The organism is Ruegeria sp. CF1, assembly GCF_056537445.1.
In genome coordinates, this window is the sequence record NZ_JBQFRN010000002.1 from 122,172 (window position 1) to 147,444 (window position 25,273).

A 25,273-nucleotide genomic window follows, 5' to 3' on the forward strand; every position below is an offset into this window, starting at 1 on the left:
ATTTGAGATGAGAGTTCTTTCGCTATTGTTCACTTGCACCTCGTCCTTACCTGTTGTCGCCGAACAGGAGCTGCCGCCCTTTACCGAAGCCGTTTTGCCGATGGGAAATGATGTCTATACCGTATCGATTGGACCGGGTGGGCCAGATGAAGAGTTCAGCTCAGACGCCACTAACGGCGGGCTCTACAAGCTCACTCCTGATGGCGCGACCGAAGAAATCAAACTCTCGGATGGGCAAGGTCTTCGTAACCCAACAGGAATGGTGCGTTCCGGCAACCAGATTGTCATTGTGGATGGCAATGAGGTCATTTCTACCGCTTCGGATGGCACGGTAAACTGGCGTCAGGCTCTCGATGACGATGGTGTTTTTCTCTACGATATCGAAGCCCTCGACGACGACACCCTTCTTGTGAGTGATTTTGGGCGCGGCGCATTCCTATCGGTCGCAGCCCAAACCGGACAATTTCAACCTCACCTCGGCGATTTGCGCATCAGTGGTCTCGCCCGCTTTGCAATCGTAGAGACAGGTATTTACGCTGTGTCCTGGGGCAGCGACGACGCCTGGGACAGCGCTTTGTATTGGGTTCCGCATTCAGGCAACGGAGATACTGCTGTAGCTGTTTCAACCGGCTTTGGTAACTTGGAATCCGTTGAAGTCGTGAACGGCACAGTTGTTGTCGGGGGTTACCGGGGTCACGAGAAGTACCCGAATGCGAGGCTCTTGCGCGTTGAAACTGATGGGTCCGTAGATCCTCTGAGCGTCGGGTCTCATTCGCGTGGGATTTCCGATATACTCTTCGATGGGTGGTCGATTTGGCTGACCTATTTCTATGACGCATCCTATGCGGAGTTGCCGTCTCAGGCGATACAGAACTTTGACTAAAAGACGCGCGTACTCTCGCTTCTGTGGCGTGGGGCTTCCGCCTGTACCATATGCTCCGAGAGCTATTTTACGGCCCTAGTCCCGGTTCTCAGAAGGCATATTCAGTCGCTGTCTTCAGTGAAATCCTCAGGCTTTAGTACCATGATTTCAAGGTATCTAGCGTTCGAAATTGGATCAATCCGATTGGCCTCTTCGCTAACGAATTCCACCCAAGCAGTTGTGTGATCATTAGTTTCGTGGCCCCTTAACTTCAGCAAGTCTTGGGCCAATTGGCGCAATATCCTCGCATCTTCGAGGTCGCGGGCATGGCCAAGCAGCATGCTGCGTTTCGCTTTCTCAAATTTTTTGTTCCTAACACGGAGCGCTTCAAGCCTTGCCGACTCGGCTTCTTTCGTTCTTCGCTCATGGTCTTGTTTGCGTTCAATTAACCACTCATGCTGGCGCTCGGCATGTTCCCGGTGAATGGTCTCGGCCAATACAACCAATTCGATTGCAAGCTCGGTAAGACGCGTTTCAAGTTTGACGTCCGGCTCATCCGCCCAAGATAACCGGACATCTTGCCCACGAAAGTGGTTTGGAACGATCAGAGTTATTAGTTCTTTAGCTGGCCTGTGGCCACCGGGGTTCCGATAGTAGTTGCTCTGCCTCAAATCCGCCGTCGCGAGAAGCTAAAGTGGTACATGCCGTTGATGAATGGAAATTGAGATTTCGATGGTCTCTTCTCCCTTAATTCTCGGTTCGCCACCGCATTTTGCGACGCCCAGGAAAGCCGCAGCAAGCCCCTATCTCGCCAAAGATCTAACCACGCTGACGGCCCGTTGCAGACATTCGACGTATATCCGAAGTTCTGCGCTAAGAGCGCTCAGCAGAAATTTGAGTGGGCACGAGTTCTAAACCCGTTTGGCATTCATGCAGACAGATGGAGGTTATTTGAATAATTCTATCATTCCACCGGATCCAAGTAGGGAGCTGCCGCTGGCCGGTTTTTTCAGAGCATGCATGTGATCAAATTGCATCATACAAAAGACCAGTCAGAAATTCGTTAATATATCGTTAATCGGAACATCAAAAAGCCATCTTTTTTTTGCTGCTAACAAATACGCGGAGGTTTTCGCGCAAAAAAGTTGCGGTGGTTTCCAGACCACTCTTAAGGGGTGAACAAGATGTTACGAGTAAGCGGTTTGAACCGCAAAGCGCGCCGTCGTACAGCGGCACTTTCCAAAGCGCAGACGAGCAAATACCATCAAGGAAAATCCGCTGCATATCGCGCTTTCGCTGCTCCAGTTGCTGCCGGTGCGATAGGTTTGGGTGCATCGATTGGAGTGGCAACTCCTTCGATCGCGCAAACGGTTGTTCCTCCATCAAACGGTTCGTGCAGTGTTGCGGGTGACCTCGCCACCTGTACGGGAGATGTTTCAACGGGTGTTCAGGCAAACGGGCCAGCAATCGAAACGCTCAATATCAATAACGTGACTGCTCCGGGAATTGCACCAGGCGGTGGAACAGACGGAGTGGCTTTCAGCACACCAACAGGTAACGTAACCCTTAACATCCAGACGAATGGAACCGACGGCATTGTCACGACGGGGAACGGCGCGGATGGGATTGTTGTGGATGCGGACGGCGACGGGGATGTTTCGATCACTTCGACGGGCGACATTGCAACCGACGGACGTCGGTCCTTTGGCATTCGGTCCGATCTTGAGGGTGACGGTGCCATTTCGGTTAACTCGACCGGCAATATCACGACATCCGGACCCAGCAGAAGCGCCGGTATCGGCGCTACTCAACAAGGTGGTGATGGCGATGTGTCAGTGGTTTCAGCGGGTCGTATAAGCACATCGGGCAGCCGTTCAGACGGAATTTACGCCAATCAGGACGGTGGAGACGGCACGGTATCGGTCAACTCAGCGGGCGATATCAGCACAATTCGAAATCGATCAACAGGCATCACCGCTCTTCAGAGTGGCGGCGAAGGGGATGTCTCGGTGGTGTCGAATGGCAATATCTCAACGGCTGGAAACAACTCTGGCGGTATACTTGGACAGCAAAGCGATGACGATGGCGATGTCGCGATCCAATCAACCGGAAACATCACAACAGAAGGAAACAACGCGAACGCCGTCTTGGCGCGTCAAAATGGCGGCGATGGGGATATCTCCATTGAATCCGAGGGCAACCTCTCGACTTCTGGGAATAACGCCCGCGGGATCTTTGCACGGCAAGACGACGGTGATGGCGATATCACGATCCGCTCGACCGGAAATATCACAACAGCTGGCAACAACGCTGATGGCATCTTTGCCCGCCAAAGGGGTGGAGACGGAGATATCAACGTCACTTCGTCGGGCAATATTTCGTCCGCAAGGGACGGCATCCGCGCGCTTCTGACCAATGATGGCGACATTACAATTTCGAACCGGGGCGATGTCAGCGGCGCAGCAGCGGGCGACGGTATCAACGCCACGGTGAATGGCGCTGGTGATGTCGTCGTCGACAGCATCGGGGATATTACTGGCAGAGAATACGGGATTTACGGCGTAGCAAATGGAACAGGCAACGTAACGGTCAATTCCAACGGCAACATTTCTGCTGAAGAAGAACATGCGATCTTTGCTGACGCGGAGGACGGGAATGTGACCGTCAATGTGACGGGCGACGTCCAATCCCTCGATAGCGATGCAATTGATGTGGAAACCGGCAGCCCCGGAGGCGTGATTGACGTCACTGTAGTGGGCAACATCACTGGCGATGCGATCGGCATTGACGCGGATGCCGAGGATTCCGGTGATATCAACATTCAGGTCACAGGTGATATCCGCGCCGGTTCGGATGACGGCATCGAAGCCGAAGTTGATGGTGACGGCGACATCTCGATCACGATGAACGGTGATATCGAAGCAAGCGAACACGGGATCCGCAGCTTTGTTGCTGGCGACGGAAACATCTCGGTTGAAGCGTCGGGTGAAATTGCGGCGGAAAGTATTGATGGCATTAACGCTGAAATAGACGGAAACGGCGATGTTACTATTTCGGCATCCGGTACCATCGATGCCGAAGTTGACGGAATCTTCGCCCATGTGACCGAGAACGGCAACATAAGCATTACAAACGCTGCATCCATAACCGCCAGAAACGACGAGGGAATTGACGCCGAAATCTTCGGAGATGGCGATGTCTTCATTAGAAACTCGGGGCGGATAACCTCTCGCGAAGACGATGCGATCGAAGTGGATGTCGAGGGAAGCGGCGATGTCAGCATTGTGAACTCTGCCCAGCTCACCGCCGATTCCGACGCGATCGATATCGAACTAAACGGTGACGGCGATGCCCGTGTGACCAACAGCGGGGCGTTGCGTTCGCTGGACAATAACGGGATCGAAGTGGACGTGGACGGAGCCGGTTCAATCACCATTGTGAACACCGGAAATATTGATGCGTTCGAATACGGTATCGAGATCGAAGATCGCGACAACAACGCCGCTGCAATAATCACAAACTCCGCCCGCATCACCGGTCGAGAAGGCTTTTCCATCGTATATGGCGGCGATGGGAACGACACGTTGAATCTCGAGCCCGGCTCGATTCTGAACGGATCGGTCGATTTCGGCAATGGCAACGATGGCATGGGGGGCACGAACCCGAATGACATTGACACGTTGAACTTTGCGCGCGGGATGAATTCGGTTGTAAATTTTGCTGATGCATCGGGTGACGATAATGACCTCGCATCCGCCCCCGAAGTCGTCAATTTTGAAGGGGCCGGCGTTGTGGCCAACAATGGCCTCACTGCGGTTTCGGTGGATACGACGGGATTCGCGGCCCAAGGTACCTTTATCAGCGATCTCACCGACGCGGTGTTCAATACGATTGACACCGCCAGCCCCTATGCGTCCGGCTCGTCTGGTGGCCAGGTTAGCAGAAACCTGGGTCCTTTCGGGTATGTTGAACAGGATAACGGCCCATATGTCTGGGGTTCAGCCTTCGGAGGAGATCGCGATGTTGAAGAAGACGGTTCAAATCTTGGATTCAGCCATCGTATGTACGGTTTCGTAGTTGGTGCCGAGACGAATGAATTCATCGATAACAGCGATTTTGGTGTTCTTGTCGGATATGACGACAGCCATGTCTCGCTGGATCAAGACGCAGGAGATACCGATATCACGTCATATTTTGGGGGCGTCTACCTCGAAAGGGACTACGGACGATACAGCCTCAACGCAGCGCTTCTTGCTGGCGTAACCGACAATGAAGCGACCCGAAACGTTGATGGCGGCGAAGCGAAAGGCGATTTTGACGGCACGTTCGTTTCGCCATCGCTCTCGATCTCGGCACCCATCAACGCCTTGCCAATTCCTGCCTTCTTCAGTGCACGCGCAAGCTATGTCTTTCTGAAACTTGATGAATATTCCGAAACAGGAACCGCGTATCCGCTGACTGTCGAAGATCGGAACGTTTCGCTGTTCAACACGCGGGCTCAATTGAACTTGCCCCGCCTCTACGAGGCCGCAAATGGATCGAGTACCTACCTGAACTGGGCCGTTGGAGTAGATGCAACTTTTGATGCAGGATCCGACGATGTGGACGCAATCGTAGCAGCGACACCCTTTTCTTTCGTAGCTTCAACAGAAGATGCAGCTGCAGGGTTTCTTGGCTTTACGCTTGAACATACCTCTGCAGATGGAAACCGATCGATAGGCTTCAGCGGCGAGTTTCAATCAACCTTTGGTGGTGGATCCAGTGTTGTCGGAGAACTCACGGCTTCCATAAGGTTCTAAACCAACGAATTGCCGTATTGTTTGGTCAAATGTTGGTTCTTAACAGCCTCTTCAAACTGACTGCCTTAACATGGGAGCGTCTGTTTAGTTTCGTCACGCACGTCCAAGCCATCTACGCCTACGAAATCACAGGGGCTTTTTTGTATTTTCGAATCTAGCCGTAGGCGTCGACCGCGAAAGTCGGATTTCGCCTCCGCTACCGGATAGGTTTGCAACCGCAGAGAATGTCAGCTTCCCGCCCATTTTAATGTTAACAACTGGACTTTAGGCTGTTCGCAAGCGGTACTAACGACGGTCAAGACTCGCCCGAGGTGCCCGGGCTCCGCTCTGTTCAGGGCGCGTACTTAGCCTGTGCCCATAGAGTGGAGAATAAAATGTCAAATGCATCCAACCTGGAAATAAAATCACCACCTGCCAAAAAGCCCGGAGCAGCCGACGCGTCAACAAAGTCTACAGATACTGCTGTCCCTTAAGGCCGGTGCAACGATTGTGCAGATTCAAAACGTCTTTGGCTGGCAGCCGCATTCTGCGCTCGCAGCGATTTCGATGATGCGCAAGGCGGGACATACCGTTGAGCGATCAGGGTCTGAAAAAAGTACTGTCTATCGGATTGTGAAGGAGGCGTCAGTATTACGGATGCAAGCTTCAAATTTTGCGACCTTACGCACGTACTCGCTGACATCGAAAATCTGGACCGCTCTAGCTGCCTTGATCAGTGGCAGAAAATGTTCGGTCGGCCGCCGCCGAAGTAACTGTCCCCGCAGTTCATGAAGCCGGTGTTGATTTGGGAACACAGATACAAGAACTAGGCGGGTTGTCTGTAAAGACAGAACTCCGACTGTAACAAATCGCGTTGGGAAAAGCGCTGCCACCTAGTCTGAAACCAGGATCACATCTGGTGCGGGAGTGGAACGGACGCACCTATCAGATTGAAGTAATCGCGGGCGGATTCTTCTTGGACGGCAAAACGTGGCGCTCCCTGTCGGCCATCGCAAAGCACACCACCGGACCGCACTGGTCAGGCCCGCGCTTCTTCGGGGATCAGTAATGCGACGTATCCGCTGCGCCATCTACACTCGAAAAAGTTCGGAGGAGAGGCTAGTGCAGGATTTCAATTCGCTGGATACCCAGCGGGAAGCCTGCGAAGCATACATTGCGAGCCAGAAACACGAGGGCTGGGAATTGTTGCCGGATCATTATGATGATGGCGGTATCTCGGGCGGTCATCTTGACCGCCCTGCTCTGCAGCGGTTGATGCAGGCTGTAGATGATAATCACGTAGATCAGATTGTTGTTTGCAAGGTCGACCGGTTGACACGATCGCTGACTCACTTGGCAAAGCTGATCGACCATCTCGACGCAGCCGACGTATCGTTTGTGTCCGTTACCCAGTCCTTTATTATGTCCACAGCATGGGGCGCCTTACACTCAACGTGTTGCTCGGTTTCGCTCAGTTGAACGTGAAATTACCTGTGAACTTATCAGGGACAAAATAGCGGCCTCTAAACACAAGGGCCTACGGATGGGCGGGAATGTTCCGTTTGGATATCAGGCGGACAGCCTGACGCTTAGAGTCGACGAAGAGGAATAGGCAACAAATAGGGCGCTCCACGATCTCTATCTGGAGCATCAGACCATTTTTTATTTCAAAGAGCGGGCGGAGGCACTGGAGCTCCGGTGCCGGCGCCCGGAACGCCCGGGTGGGCGCGCGACGGGCGGGACTTTCTTCGTATCCATCATCATCTCAGCAACCCTATCTATGCTGGCCGCATACGACACAAGGGTCAGGTTTATGGTGGGCAGCACCCCGCTATCACTGACCCGGCGGTATAGCAGCTGGTGCAGCAGTGGTTGATAGATGGCGCGGCAAGGGAGCGTGGATTAAAGCAGAAGGCCAAGCGATCAGTGCTGGCCGGGAAGCTCTTTGATGAGACCGGAGATCGGCTGACACCTAGCCATAGCCGCAAAAACGGCAAGCGTTTGCGTTACCACATCTCTAGAAGTCTGTTGACCGATCGAATTCAGAAGCATCCGGATGCCTGGCGGCTCTCGGCAGAGCAGCTCGAAAACCTTCTGGTCGAAGTGGTCAGACAACACCTGAACCGACCGAACGCTGTGACTTCAATGGTACGGAATATGTCGGCAGCCGAAAGTGCTTCGGCAACAGAGTTTCTCAGAGATTGCCAGTCTGCCAGGAACTGCCTTGGCATGATTGCGCGGGCGGAGCTGCGACAGGGCTCTCTGAGGGTGCAACTGGATATCCAGGCGCGGGCCCAGATGATTGGTTGCAGGGTCGACCAGGTCGATGCCGGGGAACTAGCGATCGAAGCGCCATTCCGGATGCGCCGCAGAGGCTTGGAACTGAAATTGCACTTAGGCGATCAGCCTCCTGAAATCGATCAAACACTTATCCGCAACGTCGTTAAGGCGCGCCGGTGGTTGGCGATGATCATTGATGGCAGAACTTTCTCAGAAATCGTTCAACAAGAAGGCACCTCCAAACGCCGGGTGCAGGATGTGGTCGATCTGGCCATGCTGGTGCCTGATGCTCTGGATGCCATCGATTCAGGCGAACAAATTGATGGCCTGACAATGGACTACCTGATCAGGTCGGGTTTCCCGGCGATCTGGTCAGATCAACACAAGCGCTTCTCTGCCCTCTGATCTGCCGCCTCTCCGAAACACACCAAACTCGTACCGTCGGAATCGCGACCTGGGACTGTGGTCGGAAATCGACTACTGTTGCGCACACGCTCGGATCTCAGTTGAAGTTGCTGGATCTTAAGCCGCTGAAAACACGCTTTAATCGGCGTGCAACTTCTCGGTATGTGATTTACGGGAAAATCATGGCTGGGGTGGTAGGATTCGAACCTACGATACACGGTACCAAAAACCGCTGCCTTACCACTTGGCTACACCCCAACGGTGAGCGGCTATCTACGACTGTTGCTTTCAGGGTTCAAGGGCTTTTTTGGACAATTTTGATGTGGATATGCAATTTAGTTTGATGGCGGTTGGATCGTCGGGATGGTCGAGTAGGGGTCAGGCGATTGTTTGAGGCGAAGCTAGATCTCTAAAACGAAAATCCAACTGGCAATCCTTGGTTTTGCGGTCGCGAGATACAATCCGCAATGCGCCACAACGCTCGTTCCTGCGACTGCGTTTCAATAGCACAAGAATTGGATTAAATTATTGATTAATAGCGATAAAAATTACCTTTATCAGTTGAATGTCTTTGGCTTCGGACCTAGCTAGATAAAGTCCGCTAACCAGCACGAAAAAGGAGCGAGCAATGAAACTGAACCCGCAAGTTGCAGAAGCATTGAATAAGCAGATCAACAATGAGCTCCACGCTTCGTACACCTACTTGGCGATGTCGGCTTATTTTGAGGCGCAGGATCTGCCTGGATTCGCCAGTTGGTTTCGGGGGCATTCTGCCGAAGAGGAAACCCATGCAATGCGTATATTCGACTTTATCGCCAAGCGGGGTGGGAGGGTAAATCTCGACGGCATCGCAAAACCGCAAACGGACTATGAATCACCCGTTGATGTACTGGAGCAGGCGCTGGCGCAGGAGCAAACCGTGACGGGCCAGATCAACGCGTTGTTTGAGCTGGCGCATGAGGTCAAAGAATACAGCACACAGAATATGCTGAACTGGTTCCTGGCCGAACAGATAGAGGAAGAAGACCTGTTCACATCGATCCTGGACAAGGCCAAGGCGGCCAGCGGGGACCGATGGAACCTGCTGTTGTTGGATCAGGAACTGGCCAAACGCGGCAGCGCTGCAGGCGCGGAGTAGCTCAGTCGGCGCTGTCGCGCACGCACGTCATTCCCGAATCTCGGCGGGGTCGACCCCCCAAAGATTGCTTTTCAGGGTCCAGCCCCGATAGCCGCCTGCCGAGATGCGGCACCAATCGGGTGAGCACTTTTCAAGCCGGGCGACGACGCCGGTTTCAAAATGCGCGTTCACCTGCGACTTGGGATCGGGCATCGCGTAAACCGGCAGCAAGTCGGCTTCGATAAGGACTGTCCGCACACCTGAAAGCAGCGCGTAATGCACCCAACCCCCGGCACCGTCGCGATCCTGAACCTTGCGCCAATTTCCATATTCGGCCGTGATCTGCAGCGGCATGCCACGCCGTTTGAACACCCAATCGATTCGGTGAGTCAGCGAAGGGCCGCGACGGACATTACCCTCGGCGGCTTTCATAGAGACATATCGCGGAAGCGGTAGATTCGTCACTGGACCGCGTTTTTCCTGCGCGGACACGGCCACTGCGCCGAGCACGAGCAGGAAAACCGATATCAACACCACAAAATGGCGGTTCACTGAAAAACTAGCACTCACTGCCTGTCTGCTCTTATGCCTGTGGATCGTATGCAAAAAAGGTTGAGACGATGCCCAAGGGGTTCTTGTGCCCCGTGTAATCCTGCGCCACGATGCCATGGCGCGCGGCAGTTTGCAAAGCGGTAGGAGGGTCAAGGTGCCAAGAGAACGTCTGAGTGTTGTCGTTACGCGACGGTTGCCCGAAGCGGTGGAAACACGGCTAAGCGAGCTTTTCGATGTAAAACTGCGTGACACCGACGATCCCATGACTCGCGAAGAGCTGGTGGCGGCAGTGAACACAGCAGATGTGCTGGTTCCGACGATAACCGATACAATTGATGGCGGTATCCTGGGGCAGGCTGGTGAGAAATTGCGACTGATCGCCAATTATGGTGCCGGTGTCGACAATATTGATGTGGCGACGGCGAGGCAGCGCGGGATCCTTGTCTCGAACACACCAGGAGTACTGACTGACGATACTGCAGATATGACTATGGCTCTGATCCTGGCGGTTACACGACGTATCCCCGAGGGGTTAGGTGTGATGCAAAAGGGCGATTGGGCCGGTTGGGCCCCGACGGCCTTGCTGGGTGGCCGGGTCGGTGGTCGCCGCTTGGGTGTTCTTGGTATGGGCCGGATAGGGCAGGCCGTTGCGCGACGTGCCAGCGCGTTTGGAATGCAGGTTCACTATCACAACCGCCGCCGGTTGCGCCCCGAGATTGAACAGGAACTGGAGGCGACCTACTGGGATAGTCTTGATCAGATGGTGGCGCGGATGGACGTCATCTCGATCAACTGCCCGTCGACCCCTTCGACCTTTCATTTGATGAATGCGCGGCGTTTGAAATTGATGAAACCCACGGCCGTGATCGTGAATACATCACGCGGTGAAGTCGTCGATGAGAACGCCCTGACACGCATGATCCGCGCCGGTGAGATCGCGGGCGCTGGTCTGGATGTTTATGAACAGGGCACGGATGTGAACCCACGCCTCCGGCAATTGCCGAATGTGGTGCTGCTGCCTCATATGGGCTCGGCTACGCTTGAGGGTCGGATCGAGATGGGTGAGAAAGTCATTATCAACATCAAGACCTTCGAAGACGGTCATCGCCCGCCAGATCAGGTTGTGCCTGCAATGCTTTAGGCTGTGGCCTGAGAAAAGGGGGACGCAATGGTGCAGGCAACCGCTTTGCCGCGAAACGAGGCCGGGATTGACACGGCGCTGGGAATTCTGAAGCAGAGGTTCGCAGACCGGCTGCAATCTGGTGCTGCGATTTGCGAGCAGCACGGGCACACGACAACGTGGATTGAGAACCAGAGTCCGGATGCGGTGGTTTTCCCGCATTCAACCGAAGAAGTGGCCGATATCGTCAGGACCTGTGCCGAGCACAAGGTGCCAGTCATCCCGTTCGGAACAGGCACCTCGCTCGAAGGTCATGTAAACGCTCCTGCTGGTGGCATATCCGTCGATCTGAGTCAGATGAACAAGATATTGGCGGTCAATGTCGGTGATCTAGATTGCGTTGTCGAACCGGGTGTCACCCGAGCCGAATTGAACACCCATCTGCGGGATCAGGGGTTGTTCTTCCCGATTGATCCGGGCGCGAATGCGTCGCTAGGTGGCATGGCCGCGACACGCGCGTCTGGCACCAATGCTGTGCGTTATGGGACAATGAAAGACAATGTGCTTAGCCTTGAGGCCGTGATGCCGGACGGGCAAGTGATCCGCACGGGGCATCGTGCGCGAAAATCTTCGGCGGGTTTTGATCTGACCCGCTTGCTAATCGGTGCCGAGGGCACGCTGGGAATAATCACCGAAATCACATTGCGATTGCAGGGTATCCCCGAGGCCATCAGTTCAGCTCGCTGTTCGTTTCCATCGGTGGATGCAGCCTGTCAGGCTGTGATGATGACTATTCAGTATGGTATACCGGTTGCGCGGATCGAATTGCTGGACCAGATGTCGGTCAAAGCTGCAAACGCTTATTCGGGACTGGATTTGCCAGAAACGCCACTGCTGCTGCTGGAATTTCACGGTTCGGACAGCGGTGCAGCGGAACAGGCAGAGACCTTTGGCCAAATCGCGGAAGAATTTGGTGGCAGCGATATCACCACCACCACGACAACCGAAGAGCGCAACAAGCTGTGGCAGGCCCGGCACGATATGTATTGGGCCAGCCTACAACTGCGCCCAGGCGCGCGGGGCATTTCTACGGATGTATGTGTTCCGATCTCGCGTTTGGCCGAATGTGTGACCTCCGCACAGGATAAGGCCGCTGAATTGGGTTTGCTGGCCCCAATCGTGGGTCATGTTGGTGACGGTAATTTCCATACACTTCTGTTAATCGACATGGATGACGCAAAAGAGGTCGCAAGTGCAGAGGAATTCGTCGGTTGGCTAAATGATCTTGCAATTGCGATGGAGGGCACCTGTACCGGAGAACACGGAATCGGGCAGGGTAAACGTCCCTATCTGGTGAAAGAACTTGGTGCGGCGACAAATTATATGGCGGCGATCAAAGCAGCGCTGGATCCCGATAACATTATGAATCCGGGCAAGGTACTCTGACCGCAGTTGTTGGGCTCGGCCATAACAGCGCCTCAATTTTAGGTGAATGATCTAGGAAAGAGCAGTATTTGATTCCGAGGTTATTCATGGGCGCGTTGCGTTTCATTGGTTTTTTGCTGATTGCCGTCGTGGTTGTCGTAGGTCTGGATTATTATCAGCAGGATAAGAAAGTCGAAGGCAGGTTGTCCTTCAACGGATATGTCGACACGATTAATCAGCGGTTCAACTTGTATCAGGCGGAGCTAGCCGCGGAAGAAGTTGAACGAGAAAGGCAGAAGCGTTGGCGTGAGGGGGCCAAGCCGTACCTGCCGGATTCGGGCGAAGGATGGGTGCGTCGTTCGATCGTGGATGCAGATTTTACACGCGATGCCCGAGAAGGTGTTTTGCAGGACGGAATAAGTGAAGCTGCTCGTCCAATTGCAAAAAGAGTTGCTGTGCAAGAGACTGAACAACTGGCCAGAAAACTCGATAATTCTAGTTGGGTCTACGAAAGCGGCGAGCATACGGTCTGGCTACAGGCGAAACTCAGGAAAGACGCTAAATCCAATACACTGACTGGCAACATCGTCAGGTCTGTCGAAGGGTTGGGCGCAGGATCGAGTGGCTACACTCCATTCGGCATAATTGGTGGTGCTGCGTATTTCAGGTTTGAAAACAGCCGATACAAACCCGTCACAGTGAAAGATCGAAAGTTTTGGTCAATGATCACGGCGAGCCTGACGGACCTTGAGGTCGAACCTCGGTTTGAAATCTACAAGGCTACAATCGGACTGGGCGAAGAAATTCGCTTGCAAGTCTATTCCGATGCACCAGCGCCTATGCTGCGAGCGTTTCTAGATCGATTGGATTATGACGGATTGAACGCACTGCTTCAAAAGCAAGTGCCTGGCGTCGGCAACGATACCGTTTTTGATGCTGAACGAGAAAGTGAACTGGCGACAAACATGGCCGCCTTGCGCGGCGAGTTTGTCAAGCTGCGCAGCGAGCTGGCGCGTTTGAAGCTAGAAAACATTGATGGATTGTCTCTTGTCGCAAATACTTTGGCCGCGCAATACGGTTTGCCGGCAGACACCTTCGACTTGACCGCGAACAGAATCGAATCTGCGGATGATTTGGTCCAGGTCGGATACCGCAAAGGACTGACAGATTTGCTTGAAGACGAGATGCAGCAGGCAGACAGAGATGACGAGGGTTTCTTTGGAAATTTGTTCGCCAAATTCAAAGATCAGGAAACCTCTGAAGAAGTCGCATCTGTAAACGAAAATGAAGGCTTCCTGTCCGGACTGTTGTCAGCCTTTGGTAGCTCTGATTCCGAAGCAGAAACTGCCGTGCGGGTAAACCGAGGCGGTTCCGGAACGGGCATTGATTGCGCAACCAGCGGAACGTTCAAAAGGTGCAAATTGGGGGGCGGATAACACGTCAGATCGACTGTTGGAAAGCGACCTGGTGCAACGCTCAGGTCGCTTTTCTTATATCACTGGTCGGATGAATGTCGCGTCGAGCCCCTCAAATGCGCCATATGGTGTCAACTGAATTCAAGGGGAGACACCCGGCTATGAAAACCCAAGTCAAAGCACTGGTCGTTGGCGGCGGCGCCGTCGGGACCTCGATTGCCTATCACCTTGCCAAAGCGGGCTGGGATGATGTGATGCTGATCGAGCGGGACGAACTGACATCCGGTTCCACCTGGCACGCAGCGGGCCTGTTGCCGTTGTTTAACATGTCGTATGCCACGACCCACATCCACAAGTACTCAGTCGATTTCTACAAGACACTAGAGGAAGAAACCGGCTTGAATGCAGGCTTCGCCGTAGTCGGAAACCTGCGTATGGCACAGACGCAAGAGCGTATGGATGAATACATGCTCTATGCATCCACAGCGGAAACTTGTGATGTTGCATATGAGTGGCTGACGCCCGAGCAAATCAAGGAACGTTGGCCTCTGATCGAAACTTCCGACTTGAAAGGCGCGATCTATCACACTGAAGACGGCTACATTAACCCTGCGGACGTGACCCAGGCGATGGCCAAAGGTGCGCGTCAGCGCGGTGTCGACATCGTTCGCAAGATGCAGGCTGATGCCTTCCACTGGAATGGCACTCACTGGGACGTCACCTGCACCAAGATGATCGAGAAGGGGGGCAATCTCGTTCCGTCAGACGAGCAGGTTGTGATCACCGCCGAACATGTTGTGACCGCGTCAGGCAACCACGCACAGCGGACCGCGAAAATGCTGGGTATCAAGATGCCCGCGATCCCGGTCGAGCATACCTTCATCGTCATGGACAAAGACCCCGAGCTGGTCAAATGGCGTGAAGCGGGCAACCCCGAGCATCCAGTTGTGCGTGATGCCGACAACGAGTCGTATGCGCGCGAAGAACGTGGCGGCTGGATTCTGGGTATCTACGAACATGGCGCTCCTGCGCAGTTCGAACACGGCGTGCCGGACAGCTTCCGCGCTGACCTATTCCCGCTGGATCTGGATCGGATCGCCGATCAGTACATGGCGATGGCCGAACGCGTGCCGTCCTGTGCTGAGTCCGGTCTGAAAGACGATTTCAACGGCCCGATCTGCTACACACCTGATGGCAACCCGCTGGTCGGTCCCGCTCCGGGGCTGCGCAACATGTGGCTTGCTGAAGGCTTCAGTTTTGGCATCACCGCTGCGGGCGGCACCGGTTATTATCTGGCTCAGATGATGGTCGATGGCGAAGCCGAGATCGACATGGCTTCGCTGGACCCCAAGCGGTATTCGTCGAACTGGATGACCACCGAGTTCGCGGCGCGCAAGAACGAAGAGTGCTATGAGCACGTCTACATCCTGCACCACCCTGACGAAGAGCGCGAAGCCTGCCGTCCGCTGCGCACCGTTCCGGCCTACGACCGTCAGAAAGCGCGTGGCGCACAGTTTGGCTGGGTCAACGGCTGGGAGCGTCCGAACTATTTCGGCCCGCTGGATGCGCCTGATAACTTCGACAAAGAAAGCCGCAGCTTCCGCCGCGGTGGTTGGTGGCAGTATGCCGTCGAAGAAGCCAAAGCGATCCGAGAAGGCGTTGGCCTGATCGATGCGTCGGCCTTCACCAAGCATGTTGTCAAAGGCCCCGGTGCGACCCAGTTCCTGGATTGGTTCACCTGCAACAAGCTGCCCAAGGTCGGTCGCATCAACCTGACCTACGCGCTGACCGCGCACGGCACCACCCGCACCGAATACACCATCGTCCGCAATGGCGAGAACAATTACTACATCGTCTCTGCCGGTGCCTGGACCGAGTACGACGCCGACTACCTTCGCAAGGCGGCCGAGGACAAGATGGAGGAGTTCGGCTACATCGAAATCCAGGACGTGACCACCCAGTGGGGCGTCTTCGCGATCGCCGGACCCAAGTCGCGTGACGTTCTGAAAGAGGTCATCAAGGACGCCGATCCGGAAACCGCGCTGTCCAACAAGCGCTTCCCTTGGTTGTCGGCCCGTCAGATCGAACTGGGCATGTGCCCGGTCAACGCGATCCGCGTGGCCTATACGGGTGAGCTGGGCTGGGAACTGCACCACCCGATCGAGATGCAGAACTATCTGTTCGACCTGCTGGAGAAGGCCGGTGAAAAGCACGGCATGAAACTGGTTGGTGCCCGCGCCCAAAACTGGCTGCGCCAGGAGAAATCCTATCGCGCCTTCGGCACCGAACTGGGCCGCGACGCGACCCCGCTGGAAGCTGACCTGCCGCGCTTTGTTGATCTGTCGAAAGACTTCTACGGCAAAGCCAAGCTGGAAGAGACCGGCGTGCGCGTGAAGTGCTGCACTCTGCTGATCGACGGACCGGACGATGCCGACCCCTGGGGCCGCGAGGCGCTGTACACGCCGGAAGGTGAGCGCGTGGGTCGTTTGACCTCGGGCGGGTACTCGGTGGCGTTCGAGAAATCCATCGGCATGGGGTATGTGAAGCCTGAGCTGGCGGTCGAAGGCACCAAGCTGCAGGTCAAAATTCAGGACAAGCTGTGGGATGCGGTCGTCACTTGTGACAGCCCGTATGATCCGAAGAACGAGGTCATCCGCAAGGACGGCTGATGCTTTTTAGAAATAAGGCGGTACTCACGTAGCACCGCCTACCAAAAGCCCGCTCTCGGTGGGCTTTTTTCATGCGCTCAATTCATCAAAGCATTCTAGTGCCTTGGCGGCGTACATCATGGACGGCCCACCGCCCATCTGGATGGCCATTGCCAGAACGTCCGAAACCTCATCGCGGGTGGCTCCCGCCTTGGCCAACGCCTCGGAATGCAGGGTAATGCAAGGCTCACACCGTACTGCGATTGACATGCCTAACGCGATGAACTCTTTGGTTTTGTAGTCCAGCGTCCCGCCTTCCTTGACAGATTTTCCCAGCGCCCCGAAGGCACGCGCAGTATCAGGAATGGCTCCGTTAAGGTTACGCAAGCTTTTGCGCGTTTCGTTCAGTGAATCCTGCCAGCTCATTATCACGTCCTTCTTGATACATATGATAATCTGCATATGAATGAAGAAGAGCAAAGCAGACTTTGATCCTGATCAGATTCCAGTTTTTTGGGCGACAAATGCCAAGTTGTTCGCAGGCATCTTTACGATTTCGACCAGTTCGAGGGCGTTGTCCTTTAACATAGACAATATATGTGTGTCGTCTTTGTACCCGATCTCAGGGTCTTGTTGGACCAGTGCGTCGTGAAATCGCCGGTCGCCATCGCTTGTCAGGTGTCCGTCACGTTTGAAAGGGCCATAAAGCACCAAACGCCCATCCGTTTTCAGAGCGCACGCTGCTTCGGCAACGAGGGTTTCAGCCTCGGGTAAATTGATCAGGTGCAAGAGGTTGATCAGTAAAACCAAATCTTGCTGCGCCATTGATTTGTGCCAACCCTCCGCAGTTGCATCCAGATGAACGGCTGCGGCGGTGTTTGGTAAACCCTTGGTGTACGCATCGATGCTGGCGCGCCGTTCGGAGGTGACTTCGCTGGGTTGCCAATGCAACCCGGGCATCCGCTGGGCAAAGGCCGAAATGTGTTGTCCGGTTCCACTGGCCAGTTCCAGGGCCTGTCCTGATGACGGAGCGACCCGTGCCAGAAGATCGCACAGCACAACCGTGTTTCGGCTGGCGGCTGGGGCGACGAGTTTGCTGCCGTCGCCCTCGGTGGCGACGCTGGCATTTGAGGGCAGTTTGCGTTTTGTCATCGTTACAGCCTACCGGGTGTCAGCGCTTTCACAATCGCCGCATCAAGGCGCGGCGACGCGCCAGTCACAAGATCCGCCACAAGTTGCGAGGCAGCAGGAGCGGTCTGAAACCCATACCCTCCCTGTGCTGCCGACCAGATAAACGATGGATCGGTTGGATCAGGTCCGAGCACCAGCGTGCCATCGGCAACAAAACTACGTAACCCCGCCCAGTTGGTTTCTACCCGAGTTACAGTTTCAGTAACCATCGCTTCGTATCGTGCCAGTCCTTCTGCGAGAACCATGTCATCGGCGTAAGCGTCATGGGGTGTGGTTGGGTCCGCCTCGCAAGGCGAGACCAGTAGCTTGCCCGCATCAGGTTTGGCGTACCAGCTCTCGCCTGCGCCCAGCATCATTGGCCAGCTTCGCAGGTCATGTCCGCCCGGTGCGGGGATGCGCGCAATCGATCGACGGTAAGGTGTGATCCCGATGGGGGAGATTCCTGCCATCTGCGCCACCTCATCGACCCAGGCTCCGGCGGCATTTACCAGATTGCGTGCCTCAAAGGATTCTGAGGTTTCGACGGTCCAATGAACCGATTTGCGGATGCTGCTGACCCTCTGACGGGTCAGGACTGAACCGCCATTCTTACGGACGGTTCGCGCAAAGTCCTGCAGGACGCGATCTGTATCGATATCATATGCGCTATTACTTATGGCTGCATAACCGACAGTTTCAGCATTCAGGACAGGAATGTGTCCGATGGCATCTTCCGGCGAAATCTCTTGCACTCCAAGATCTTGGGCGTCTTTTTGAAACAGCGCCTGTTGATCCCTTCCGCCAATCAGCATCAGGCCGCGTGGTGTGAGGTACGCATTTGTTTCAAAGAACGCAGCACTTGCCTCGTTCATTGCCTTGACCGAGTTTGGACCGTAACCCTTTTCGAACAGGGCGGCTGAACGACCCGAAGTATGATATCCTAATCCGTCCTCGGCCTCTAACACCGTAACTGTGCCGTGCTCTGACAGGCGCGCACCTGCGCTTAGCCCGGCGACACCGCCACCGATTATCAGAAAATCAATCATGCGTTTTGTTCCGTTTCCGGCCGCCAAGTGATCGAGCCGGTGGTAAGTTGACTGGCGACATTGGCGGACCATGACACGCGTACTGCCAAACGAAAAGACACAAGCCCACCGCAATGGAAACTTGATCGTAGGCGGCCAGCCTGCTTTTAGTGCAAACAACATAAGATTCGGAGGCGGACGTGAACGCGGCAGATATTCACCCGATGGCAACGGGGCACATTCCGTCATATGTGACACAGGCAGATGGTAGCGACTTCCTCTTCACCTTCATGTTGTTTTTTACCGTCGGGATGGTCGTGCTGATCGGGGTTGCCTACTTCACGTTGCATTCGATCCCGGAAAAAATGGCGCATGAAACCAATCACCCGCAATTCCAATTGGTTGGGATTCTGGCGCTTTTGGCTTTGTTTACGCATAACGGCCTTTTCTGGGTTGCCGCCATCCTTGTGGCTGGGTTCCAGTTCCCTGATTTCGCGGCACCGCTGCGCTCGATTGCCGATGCCATCCGATCTTTGGCGCCTGGGCAGGACAAAGAACACGCTTCACCCCCTCCTGAGCTGGAAACTGAGCCCGAACAATCCAAACCCTCCGAACCGGCAGCACAGGGGCACTGAACAATGATCGAGACGATGCTGTGCGCCCTGATTACCGTGCTTCCTGACTATCTGTTTCGCCGCTTTGTGCAGGGCAAACGGATCGGACACGAGATCACGCTGTTCACCATGTGGTACGAGTTGCGCTGGGGGCTGACGACTTGCGCTATTTTGGCGCTAACCGTTATCACAACGCTGTTCTATTTTCACCCGTCCAGCAAAACAGCGGCTTCCTACTTCCGGACGGTAACGATCCTGCCGCAGCTAGGGGGGCGCGTTTCCGAAGTCTACGTGCGCAACAATGAGCAGGTGACAGCTGGACAGCCGATTTTCCGGATCGAAGACTTCACGCAAACCGCGCAGGTCGAAGCGGCGCATGCCCAGATTGCTCAGGTTCAAGCCTCGTTGAAGGTGGCGGAAACCGATCTGGCCGAGGCTGAGGCCGGGATTGCTGGCGCGCGCGCAGCTCTGGATCAGTCGCTCGAGGATCTGGAACGCAATACCACCCTACGTGACGAGGGATCCAGCGCGGTGCGCTTGGCCGAGATTGATCGGTTGGAAAATCTGGTTGCCGAGCGTGAAGCGCAGGTCAAAGCAGCCGTCTCAAAACGCGCAGCGGTTGTACAACAAATCGAAGAGCTGATCCCGGCCCAACTTGCCAGTGCCAATGCGCAGCTGGATGCGGCATTGACCGAGTTGGACAAGACTGTGGTCAACGCTGGAGTGACGGGCAGGGTTGAACAATTCGGGCTTCAGGTCGGCGACTATGTCAGCCCTTTGCTGCGCCCGGCGGGTATTCTGGTGCCATCCTCCTCCGGACATGACCGATTCCAGGCGGCGTTCAGTCAGCTTTCGGCCCAGGTGGTCAAACCGGGTATGATTGGCGAATTGGGCTGCATGACCAAGCCCTTTACCGTTATCCCGGTGGTTGTCGTCGAGGTGCAGGATGTGATCCCATCGGGGCAGATCAGGCCATCTGATGAGTTACGGGACGTGCAGAGCAACACCAATCCTGGTTCGATCCTTGTCTACCTTGAACCGCTCTACAAAAGCATGGCCGATGATGTGCCTCCAGGCAGCAACTGTCTGGCGAATATCTATACGGATAATCATGCAAAGCTGGAGGATGAGAGCCTCGGCTTCTGGGAAAAATCGTTCCTGCATGTGGTAGACACGATTGGCGTCGTTCATGCGGCAGGCCTGCGCCTGCGACTGATACTGATGCCGGTGAACACTCTGGTGCTGGGCGGACACTAATTTCACGCCCTAGAAGCTGACCATTGCGGCGATTCAATCGCTTGAAGTCCTGACTCGACGACAGCTGGGTATCGAAACGCTCGTGGTTAATATTGCCCACGGGCCGATGGTGTTGGGTCGCCAATAAGACTGGCCACCAAGTAGACCTTCGCCGCGCGTGCAGCATTTGCTTTCCTGGAATGCAGCTATGCAGACTTAGCGGCTGTCTAGCGATTTGCTCATGCTTTTGAGAACTCGTTGATAGAGTTCGGTTGGTGCATCCTCAACTGCAGGTCTTTCGACCCATTCCAAATCCAAGTTCAGTGATCCCGCAGGTACGATTTTTGTTGCGATTTCGGGCGGCGTGGTATCGTCAGTCGTTCCATTCTTCCAGTCGTGAAAGGCTGATGAGTAACGAACGACCGCTCCGCTGGTCGACAATTCGAGCAATCCGCCCTCGGCGAAGAACGTCAGCCTATCTCCCATTTCCTCACCAATAAGTTTGAGCCTGTTTCCCAATCGATGTTTGAGGATGGCTACAAACACTATCGCTGCGGAAAACGTGAATTTATCGACAAGCATAACAACCTGCTTGTTTCCACTTTTTGAGATCGCGTCGATCAAGGGCATCGTTAGAAGAAAGTCGCCACCAGTGTTTCCGCGAACATCAATTAGTAGTGTTTTGTTCGAGGATGCGCGCACGCATTCCACCGCGGCTGAGATGGCTTTAGGCAGCGCATTTTCGTTCGGATCAAAGAAGCTTGGTAACGCTATTGATAGCCCTAGCTCTTGCCAGTCCTTTATCTCTACAAATATCTCGGGTTCCCAGGCTGGATCAGCCTTGCCGTGCTCGTTTCTCGGGTAGAGCATCGATCCCGGAACTGTATGTTCATTGGCCACTTTCAGATTGGCTATCCGCCCATTTTCGTCCTGCACACGGTACTCGGTCATGCCGCCGTTTGACGAAAAACCCAAACGTGCCAAAGCGTACGGCCATGCCAGTAGAATCGGGCCGATGACCCGTTTCCTTTGGCACGTTCCCGCCAGAAATTTCTCTGCAGTGGCTTCAATCTGGCTCAAAGCTGAGCCGTTGACCGCTATCAACTCTCCTCGCGGTGCGGCTATCTCTGGCGCCGCGTCGATGAATTGAACGGAACGTCCAACGCTCACGAATCTCAGCGGTAGCACCGCGATCGCATCATTCGGGATCAGCCGTGTGTGCCCATTGCCGGGAAGTGCCAATAAACGCATCGCTGACAACAGAAAGGCTTCGACAGAGCTCTCTGAGGCATATTGCCGGGTTTCACCAATACAGTCGTCAATCACGGCCTTTTCGATCTGTCGAAAACTGGGATCGGTCGGCAGGGCAGTTTCTAAAATTTGGTTCAGGTCTTCCGTGAGCGACATGTTTCACGATGCGCATAGCCACTCGTCAATGTCCAGATTGGGCTCAGGGCGACTAAAAAGGCCCGCAAAAACATGCGGGCCTTGTTGTTAGTTTCCGGGTCAGATTCTACTGCGGAATTTCGCCTTCCAGCCCCTCAACGTAGAAATTCATGCCCGCCAGCGTACCGTCATCGGCGGTCTCGCCTTCGGCCAGCCAGTCACTGCCGTCCTGCTTTTTCAGCGGGCCAGTAAAGGGGTGGTATTCACCGGCTGCCATCGCGGCTTTCAGCGCCAGTGCTTCTTCTTTAACATCAGCCGGAACGGCGTCCGAAATCTCACCAATTGCTACCATGCCTTCCCGGATGCCATCCCATGTGTTGGCACTTTCCCATGTTCCGTCCATCACGGCCTGGGTCCGCGCGATGTAGTAGGGAGCCCAATCGTCGATGATTGAAGACACACGCGGGAAGGGTGCGTATTCGCTCATGTCGGAGGCTTGGCCAAAGGTGACAACGTTTCCTGCCTCTTGCGCGGCTGCCTGCGGTGCAGTCGAGTCAGTGTGCTGCAGGATCACGTCCGCGCCCTGTTCGATCAGAACTGTGGCGGCGTCAGCTTCTTTCGCAGGATCGAACCAAGTGTAGGCCCAGACGATCTTGAACTCGACATCCGGATTCACCTTCTTGGCGTGGATATAGGCTGAGTTGATACCACGGATCACTTCAGGGATCGGGTAGGACCCGATGTAGCCGATGATATTCGATTCCGTCATTTTACCGGCGATGTGGCCTTGGACTGCGCGACCTTCATAAAAACGGGCCGAGTAGACCGAGACGTTGTCGGCGGTCTTGTAGCCGGTTGCGTGCTCGAATTTCACATCCGGGAATTTCTTCGCGACATTGATGGTCGGATCCATGTAGCCGAACGAGGTGGTGAAGATCAGGTCCGCTCCTTCCAGCGCCATCTGGGTCATCACGCGTTCTGCATCTGGGCCCTCAGGCACCGACTCGACGAACACGGTTTCGACCTTGTCGCCAAAGTGCTCTTCCACGGCCAGACGGCCCTTGTTGTGCTCATAGGTCCAGCCGCCATCGCCCACTGGGCCGACATAGACGAAGCCGACTTTGGTCTTGTCTTGGGCCATGGCCCCCGAGGCCAGACCCAGCGCCATTGCGGCGCTTGCCAAAAGTGTAGTGAATTTCATGTGTTACTCCCCAAGTTGGTTCAGTTGGCCTCGCCTAGTGCGAGGCATGGAAGGTCCGGCCCAATGCGGCAGGTGCGCTGCTCTTGTCGGCCGAAAGGATCACAAGCACAAGGATCGTGATGATGTAGGGCGACATTGCCAGATACTCGACAGGAATGGCAACGCCCGCTGCCTGCAAATTAAGCTGCAACACAGTGATGCCGCCGAACAAATAGGCGCCCAGCAAGACACGCCATGGTTTCCAGCTGGCAAAAACCACCAGCGCCAAGGCAATCCAGCCGACACCGGCAGTCATGCCCTCGGTCCACTGCGGCACGCGGATCAGGCTGATGTAGGCGCCGCCCAAGCCAGCGCAAGCACCACCAAACAGGATCGCCATGATGCGAATCTTGATGACTTTGTAGCCCAGCGCATGCGCCGCATCGTGGTTTTCGCCAACGGCGCGCAATATCAGGCCGATGCGTGTGTATTTCAGCGTGGCCCAGACGGCGGCCGTCAGGGCAATTCCGACGTAGAGGATCGGGTCGTGCTGAAACAGGATTGGTCCAATAACAGGGATATCGCTGATCACCGGGATATGGATTTCACCCATGCTGGGCGGCTTTATTCCTACGTAGCTCTGCCCCATCAGCGCGCTGAACCCGAGGCCGAACAATGTTAGGGCCAGGCCACTAGCAACTTGATTGGCCAACGCCACCTGCGTCAGCAGTACAAACAACAGCGATAGCACCGCGCCACCGATTGCTGCCGCGATAAAGCCCAGCCAGGGCGAACCGGTCTCGACCGAGATTGCGAAGCCGCTGATTGCGCCCACGATCATCATGCCCTCGACACCGAGGTTCAGGACGCCTGCTTTTTCGACCACCAATTCTCCGATTGCGGCCAACAAAAGTGGGGTTGCGGCCACCATTAGCGAGGCGACCAGAAGGACGGGGTTAATTTCACCAAGGTCCATATCAAGCTACCTCGCTACGGGCCGCACGGATGCGGTAGTTTGTCAGAAGATCGAATGCCAGCAGGAAGAACAGAAGCATCCCCTGGAATACCTGAATGGCTGCGGCGGGCAGACCCAGCTGAGATTGGGCGATTTCACCGCCAATATAAGTCAACGCCATCAGGCCTCCGGCCAGCAGGATGCCCACCGGATGCAAACGGCCAAGGAAAGCCACGATGATCGCGGTAAAGCCGTAACCGACGTTGAAATCGATACTGACCACGCCAGCAGGGCCCGAGACTTCGAACATCCCCGCAAGACCGGCCAGCGCGCCGGCCAGACCCAGACAGAACAGGATCAGGCGGGCAGGGTTTACACCTGCGAACTTCGCCGCACGCGGGGCCTCACCTGTCAGGCGGATGTGGAAGCCCAGCATGTGCCGGTTCAGCAAGACATATGCAAAGATAACAGCGATCAGGGCAGTGACTACGCCCCAGTGCATGCCTGAACCCGCAATCAGCTCGGCATTATACGCGCTGTCGTAGGATTGCAGATTGCGCGAACCCGGAAAGCCGAACCCTTCGGGATTCTTCAGCAGGCCTAGCGAGACCGAGGCCAGCATCTGTTCGGCCACATAGACCAACATCAGCGACACAAGGATTTCATTAGTACCGAAGCGCACTTTCAGGAAGGCTGGGATCATTGCCCATAGCCAGCCGCCAAACGCGCCTGCAATCACCATGATCGGAAAGATGTAGAATGCATCCAGCGGATAGAATGCCAGACCAGCACCCGCACCGAAAATGGCCCCCATGATGTACTGACCCTCGGCCCCGATATTCCAGATACCGGCGCGGAAGCCTAAAGACAGGCCGATAGCGATCAAAACCAGGGGCGCGCCCTTTACCAGCAATTGCGGCCGATAATAGAAGGCGAACTCGCCAAACAGGGGTTCCCAGAAAATGGTTCCAATAGCCTCGACCGGGTTTTTGCCCAGAATGGCGAACAGGATGCCACCAAAAACCATCGTCGCCAGGACCGCGACCAGAGGGGTGGCATAAGACCACGCCTTGGACGGCTGAGGCCGTTTCTCCAACACAATCAT

Annotated in this window: 22 protein-coding genes and 1 tRNA gene; 13 read left to right on the forward strand and 10 right to left on the reverse strand. The window is 55.1% G+C overall.

Translation table 11 applies throughout. The annotated features are described in order from the left end of the window. Positions 1–7 precede the first annotated feature (7 nt). Positions 8–883: a hypothetical protein gene (locus ACRZ96_RS05725; RefSeq protein WP_480814311.1), complete on the forward strand. Its 876-nt coding sequence runs from the start codon at positions 8–10 to the stop codon at positions 881–883. 101 nt (positions 884–984) lie between these two features. On the opposite strand, the gene ACRZ96_RS05730 is transcribed toward ACRZ96_RS05725, so the two are convergent. Further along, positions 985–1,359 (reverse strand): hypothetical protein, encoded by a 375-nt coding sequence (locus ACRZ96_RS05730; protein ID WP_480771914.1) that lies wholly within the window; start codon positions 1,357–1,359, stop codon positions 985–987. 687 nt (positions 1,360–2,046) lie between these two features. On the opposite strand from ACRZ96_RS05730, the gene ACRZ96_RS05735 reads away from it, so the two are divergent. From ACRZ96_RS05735 to ACRZ96_RS05755, 5 genes are all read left to right on the forward strand, one after another. After that, positions 2,047–5,661, forward strand: a complete 3,615-nt coding sequence (locus ACRZ96_RS05735; protein WP_480814312.1) for an autotransporter domain-containing protein — start codon at positions 2,047–2,049, stop codon at positions 5,659–5,661. A 411-nt stretch (positions 5,662–6,072) separates the two neighbouring features. Further along, positions 6,073–6,432 carry a DUF3489 domain-containing protein gene (locus ACRZ96_RS05740; protein ID WP_480771982.1) on the forward strand — a complete coding sequence of 120 codons (360 nt, stop codon included), beginning with the start codon at positions 6,073–6,075 and terminating at the stop codon, positions 6,430–6,432. 127 nt (positions 6,433–6,559) lie between these two features. Beyond that, the gene (locus tag ACRZ96_RS05745; RefSeq protein WP_480706909.1) at positions 6,560–6,709 is read left to right on the forward strand and encodes a DUF2924 domain-containing protein; all 150 of its coding nucleotides are present in this window, start codon (positions 6,560–6,562) and stop codon (positions 6,707–6,709) included. Between the two features lie 53 nt (positions 6,710–6,762). Next, complete coding sequence (locus tag ACRZ96_RS05750) at positions 6,763–7,119, forward strand: recombinase family protein (RefSeq protein ID WP_480771916.1); 357 nt, start codon at positions 6,763–6,765, stop codon at positions 7,117–7,119. 381 nt (positions 7,120–7,500) lie between these two features. Beyond that, positions 7,501–8,325, forward strand: coding sequence for a hypothetical protein (locus tag ACRZ96_RS05755; RefSeq protein WP_480791110.1), 825 nt, complete (start codon positions 7,501–7,503; stop codon positions 8,323–8,325). A 183-nt stretch (positions 8,326–8,508) separates the two neighbouring features. Here ACRZ96_RS05755 and ACRZ96_RS05760 read toward each other — a convergent pair. Next, a tRNA-Gln gene (locus ACRZ96_RS05760) sits at positions 8,509–8,583 on the reverse strand. A 370-nt stretch (positions 8,584–8,953) separates the two neighbouring features. On the opposite strand from ACRZ96_RS05760, the gene ACRZ96_RS05765 reads away from it, so the two are divergent. Then, entirely contained in the window at positions 8,954–9,463 is a 510-nt protein-coding gene (locus tag ACRZ96_RS05765; protein ID WP_170401952.1) for a ferritin, read from the forward strand. Between the two features lie 27 nt (positions 9,464–9,490). On the opposite strand, the gene ACRZ96_RS05770 is transcribed toward ACRZ96_RS05765, so the two are convergent. Beyond that, on the reverse strand, positions 9,491–9,979 hold the full coding sequence (locus ACRZ96_RS05770) for an SH3 domain-containing protein (RefSeq protein ID WP_480706986.1): 489 nt from the start codon (positions 9,977–9,979) through the stop codon (positions 9,491–9,493). A 169-nt stretch (positions 9,980–10,148) separates the two neighbouring features. Here ACRZ96_RS05770 and ACRZ96_RS05775 point away from each other — a divergent pair, with 169 nt between their 5' ends. The 4 genes from ACRZ96_RS05775 (at position 10,149) to ACRZ96_RS05790 (ending at position 16,623) form a co-directional block, all read left to right on the forward strand. Continuing rightward, positions 10,149–11,135: a 2-hydroxyacid dehydrogenase gene (locus tag ACRZ96_RS05775; protein ID WP_170392503.1), complete on the forward strand. Its 987-nt coding sequence runs from the start codon at positions 10,149–10,151 to the stop codon at positions 11,133–11,135. Positions 11,136–11,162: 27 nt separating this feature from the next. Next, positions 11,163–12,560, forward strand: a complete 1,398-nt coding sequence (locus tag ACRZ96_RS05780; protein WP_480706906.1) for an FAD-binding oxidoreductase — start codon at positions 11,163–11,165, stop codon at positions 12,558–12,560. A gap of 86 nt (positions 12,561–12,646) precedes the next feature. Next, positions 12,647–13,975 carry a hypothetical protein gene (locus ACRZ96_RS05785; protein ID WP_480814313.1) on the forward strand — a complete coding sequence of 443 codons (1,329 nt, stop codon included), beginning with the start codon at positions 12,647–12,649 and terminating at the stop codon, positions 13,973–13,975. Between the two features lie 140 nt (positions 13,976–14,115). Then, positions 14,116–16,623, forward strand: coding sequence for a GcvT family protein (locus ACRZ96_RS05790; protein ID WP_480763196.1), 2,508 nt, complete (start codon positions 14,116–14,118; stop codon positions 16,621–16,623). Between the two features lie 69 nt (positions 16,624–16,692). Here the strand turns inward: ACRZ96_RS05790 and ACRZ96_RS05795 are convergent, their stop codons facing one another. The 3 genes from ACRZ96_RS05795 to ACRZ96_RS05805 form a co-directional block, all read right to left on the reverse strand. Further along, positions 16,693–17,028, reverse strand: coding sequence for a carboxymuconolactone decarboxylase family protein (locus tag ACRZ96_RS05795; RefSeq protein WP_480814314.1), 336 nt, complete (start codon positions 17,026–17,028; stop codon positions 16,693–16,695). 72 nt (positions 17,029–17,100) lie between these two features. Next, entirely contained in the window at positions 17,101–17,754 is a 654-nt protein-coding gene (locus ACRZ96_RS05800) for a DUF938 domain-containing protein (protein ID WP_480814315.1), read from the reverse strand. Between the two features lie 2 nt (positions 17,755–17,756). Beyond that, positions 17,757–18,818, reverse strand: a complete 1,062-nt coding sequence (locus ACRZ96_RS05805) for an NAD(P)/FAD-dependent oxidoreductase (protein ID WP_480771922.1) — start codon at positions 18,816–18,818, stop codon at positions 17,757–17,759. A gap of 203 nt (positions 18,819–19,021) precedes the next feature. Between ACRZ96_RS05805 and ACRZ96_RS05810 the strand changes: the two genes are divergently transcribed. Both ACRZ96_RS05810 and ACRZ96_RS05815 read left to right on the forward strand, forming a co-directional pair. Beyond that, positions 19,022–19,432: a hypothetical protein gene (locus ACRZ96_RS05810; protein WP_170422388.1), complete on the forward strand. Its 411-nt coding sequence runs from the start codon at positions 19,022–19,024 to the stop codon at positions 19,430–19,432. Positions 19,433–19,435: 3 nt separating this feature from the next. Beyond that, positions 19,436–20,668, forward strand: coding sequence for an HlyD family secretion protein (locus ACRZ96_RS05815; RefSeq protein ID WP_170392496.1), 1,233 nt, complete (start codon positions 19,436–19,438; stop codon positions 20,666–20,668). Positions 20,669–20,863: 195 nt separating this feature from the next. Here the strand turns inward: ACRZ96_RS05815 and ACRZ96_RS05820 are convergent, their stop codons facing one another. From ACRZ96_RS05820 to ACRZ96_RS05835, 4 genes are all read right to left on the reverse strand, one after another. Next, positions 20,864–22,054, reverse strand: coding sequence for a S41 family peptidase (locus ACRZ96_RS05820; protein WP_480814316.1), 1,191 nt, complete (start codon positions 22,052–22,054; stop codon positions 20,864–20,866). 106 nt (positions 22,055–22,160) lie between these two features. Next, positions 22,161–23,234 (reverse strand): BMP family ABC transporter substrate-binding protein, encoded by a 1,074-nt coding sequence (locus ACRZ96_RS05825; RefSeq protein WP_170392494.1) that lies wholly within the window; start codon positions 23,232–23,234, stop codon positions 22,161–22,163. Positions 23,235–23,268: 34 nt separating this feature from the next. Then, entirely contained in the window at positions 23,269–24,189 is a 921-nt protein-coding gene (locus tag ACRZ96_RS05830; protein ID WP_170392493.1) for an ABC transporter permease, read from the reverse strand. Between the two features lies 1 nt (position 24,190). Further along, complete coding sequence (locus ACRZ96_RS05835; RefSeq protein WP_170392492.1) at positions 24,191–25,273, reverse strand: ABC transporter permease; 1,083 nt, start codon at positions 25,271–25,273, stop codon at positions 24,191–24,193.

What these genes read in the sequence shown, in the direction of transcription:
- ACRZ96_RS05830 (WP_170392493.1), bottom strand. Translation starts at nt 24,189, where the DNA reads ATGGACCTTGGTGAAATTAACCCCGTCCTTCTGGTCGCCTCGCTAATG.
- ACRZ96_RS05735 (WP_480814312.1), top strand. Translation starts at nt 2,047, where the DNA reads ATGTTACGAGTAAGCGGTTTGAACCGCAAAGCGCGCCGTCGTACAGCG.
- ACRZ96_RS05725 (WP_480814311.1), top strand. Translation starts at nt 8, where the DNA reads ATGAGAGTTCTTTCGCTATTGTTCACTTGCACCTCGTCCTTACCTGTT.
- ACRZ96_RS05780 (WP_480706906.1), top strand. Translation starts at nt 11,163, where the DNA reads ATGGTGCAGGCAACCGCTTTGCCGCGAAACGAGGCCGGGATTGACACG.
- ACRZ96_RS05795 (WP_480814314.1), bottom strand. Translation starts at nt 17,028, where the DNA reads ATGAGCTGGCAGGATTCACTGAACGAAACGCGCAAAAGCTTGCGTAAC.
- ACRZ96_RS05815 (WP_170392496.1), top strand. Translation starts at nt 19,436, where the DNA reads ATGATCGAGACGATGCTGTGCGCCCTGATTACCGTGCTTCCTGACTAT.
- ACRZ96_RS05790 (WP_480763196.1), top strand. Translation starts at nt 14,116, where the DNA reads ATGAAAACCCAAGTCAAAGCACTGGTCGTTGGCGGCGGCGCCGTCGGG.
- ACRZ96_RS05785 (WP_480814313.1), top strand. Translation starts at nt 12,647, where the DNA reads ATGGGCGCGTTGCGTTTCATTGGTTTTTTGCTGATTGCCGTCGTGGTT.
- ACRZ96_RS05835 (WP_170392492.1), bottom strand. Translation starts at nt 25,273, where the DNA reads ATGATTGTGTTGGAGAAACGGCCTCAGCCGTCCAAGGCGTGGTCTTAT.
- ACRZ96_RS05825 (WP_170392494.1), bottom strand. Translation starts at nt 23,234, where the DNA reads ATGAAATTCACTACACTTTTGGCAAGCGCCGCAATGGCGCTGGGTCTG.
- ACRZ96_RS05765 (WP_170401952.1), top strand. Translation starts at nt 8,954, where the DNA reads ATGAAACTGAACCCGCAAGTTGCAGAAGCATTGAATAAGCAGATCAAC.
- ACRZ96_RS05810 (WP_170422388.1), top strand. Translation starts at nt 19,022, where the DNA reads ATGGCAACGGGGCACATTCCGTCATATGTGACACAGGCAGATGGTAGC.
- ACRZ96_RS05800 (WP_480814315.1), bottom strand. Translation starts at nt 17,754, where the DNA reads ATGACAAAACGCAAACTGCCCTCAAATGCCAGCGTCGCCACCGAGGGC.
- ACRZ96_RS05820 (WP_480814316.1), bottom strand. Translation starts at nt 22,054, where the DNA reads ATGTCGCTCACGGAAGACCTGAACCAAATTTTAGAAACTGCCCTGCCG.
- ACRZ96_RS05805 (WP_480771922.1), bottom strand. Translation starts at nt 18,818, where the DNA reads ATGATTGATTTTCTGATAATCGGTGGCGGTGTCGCCGGGCTAAGCGCA.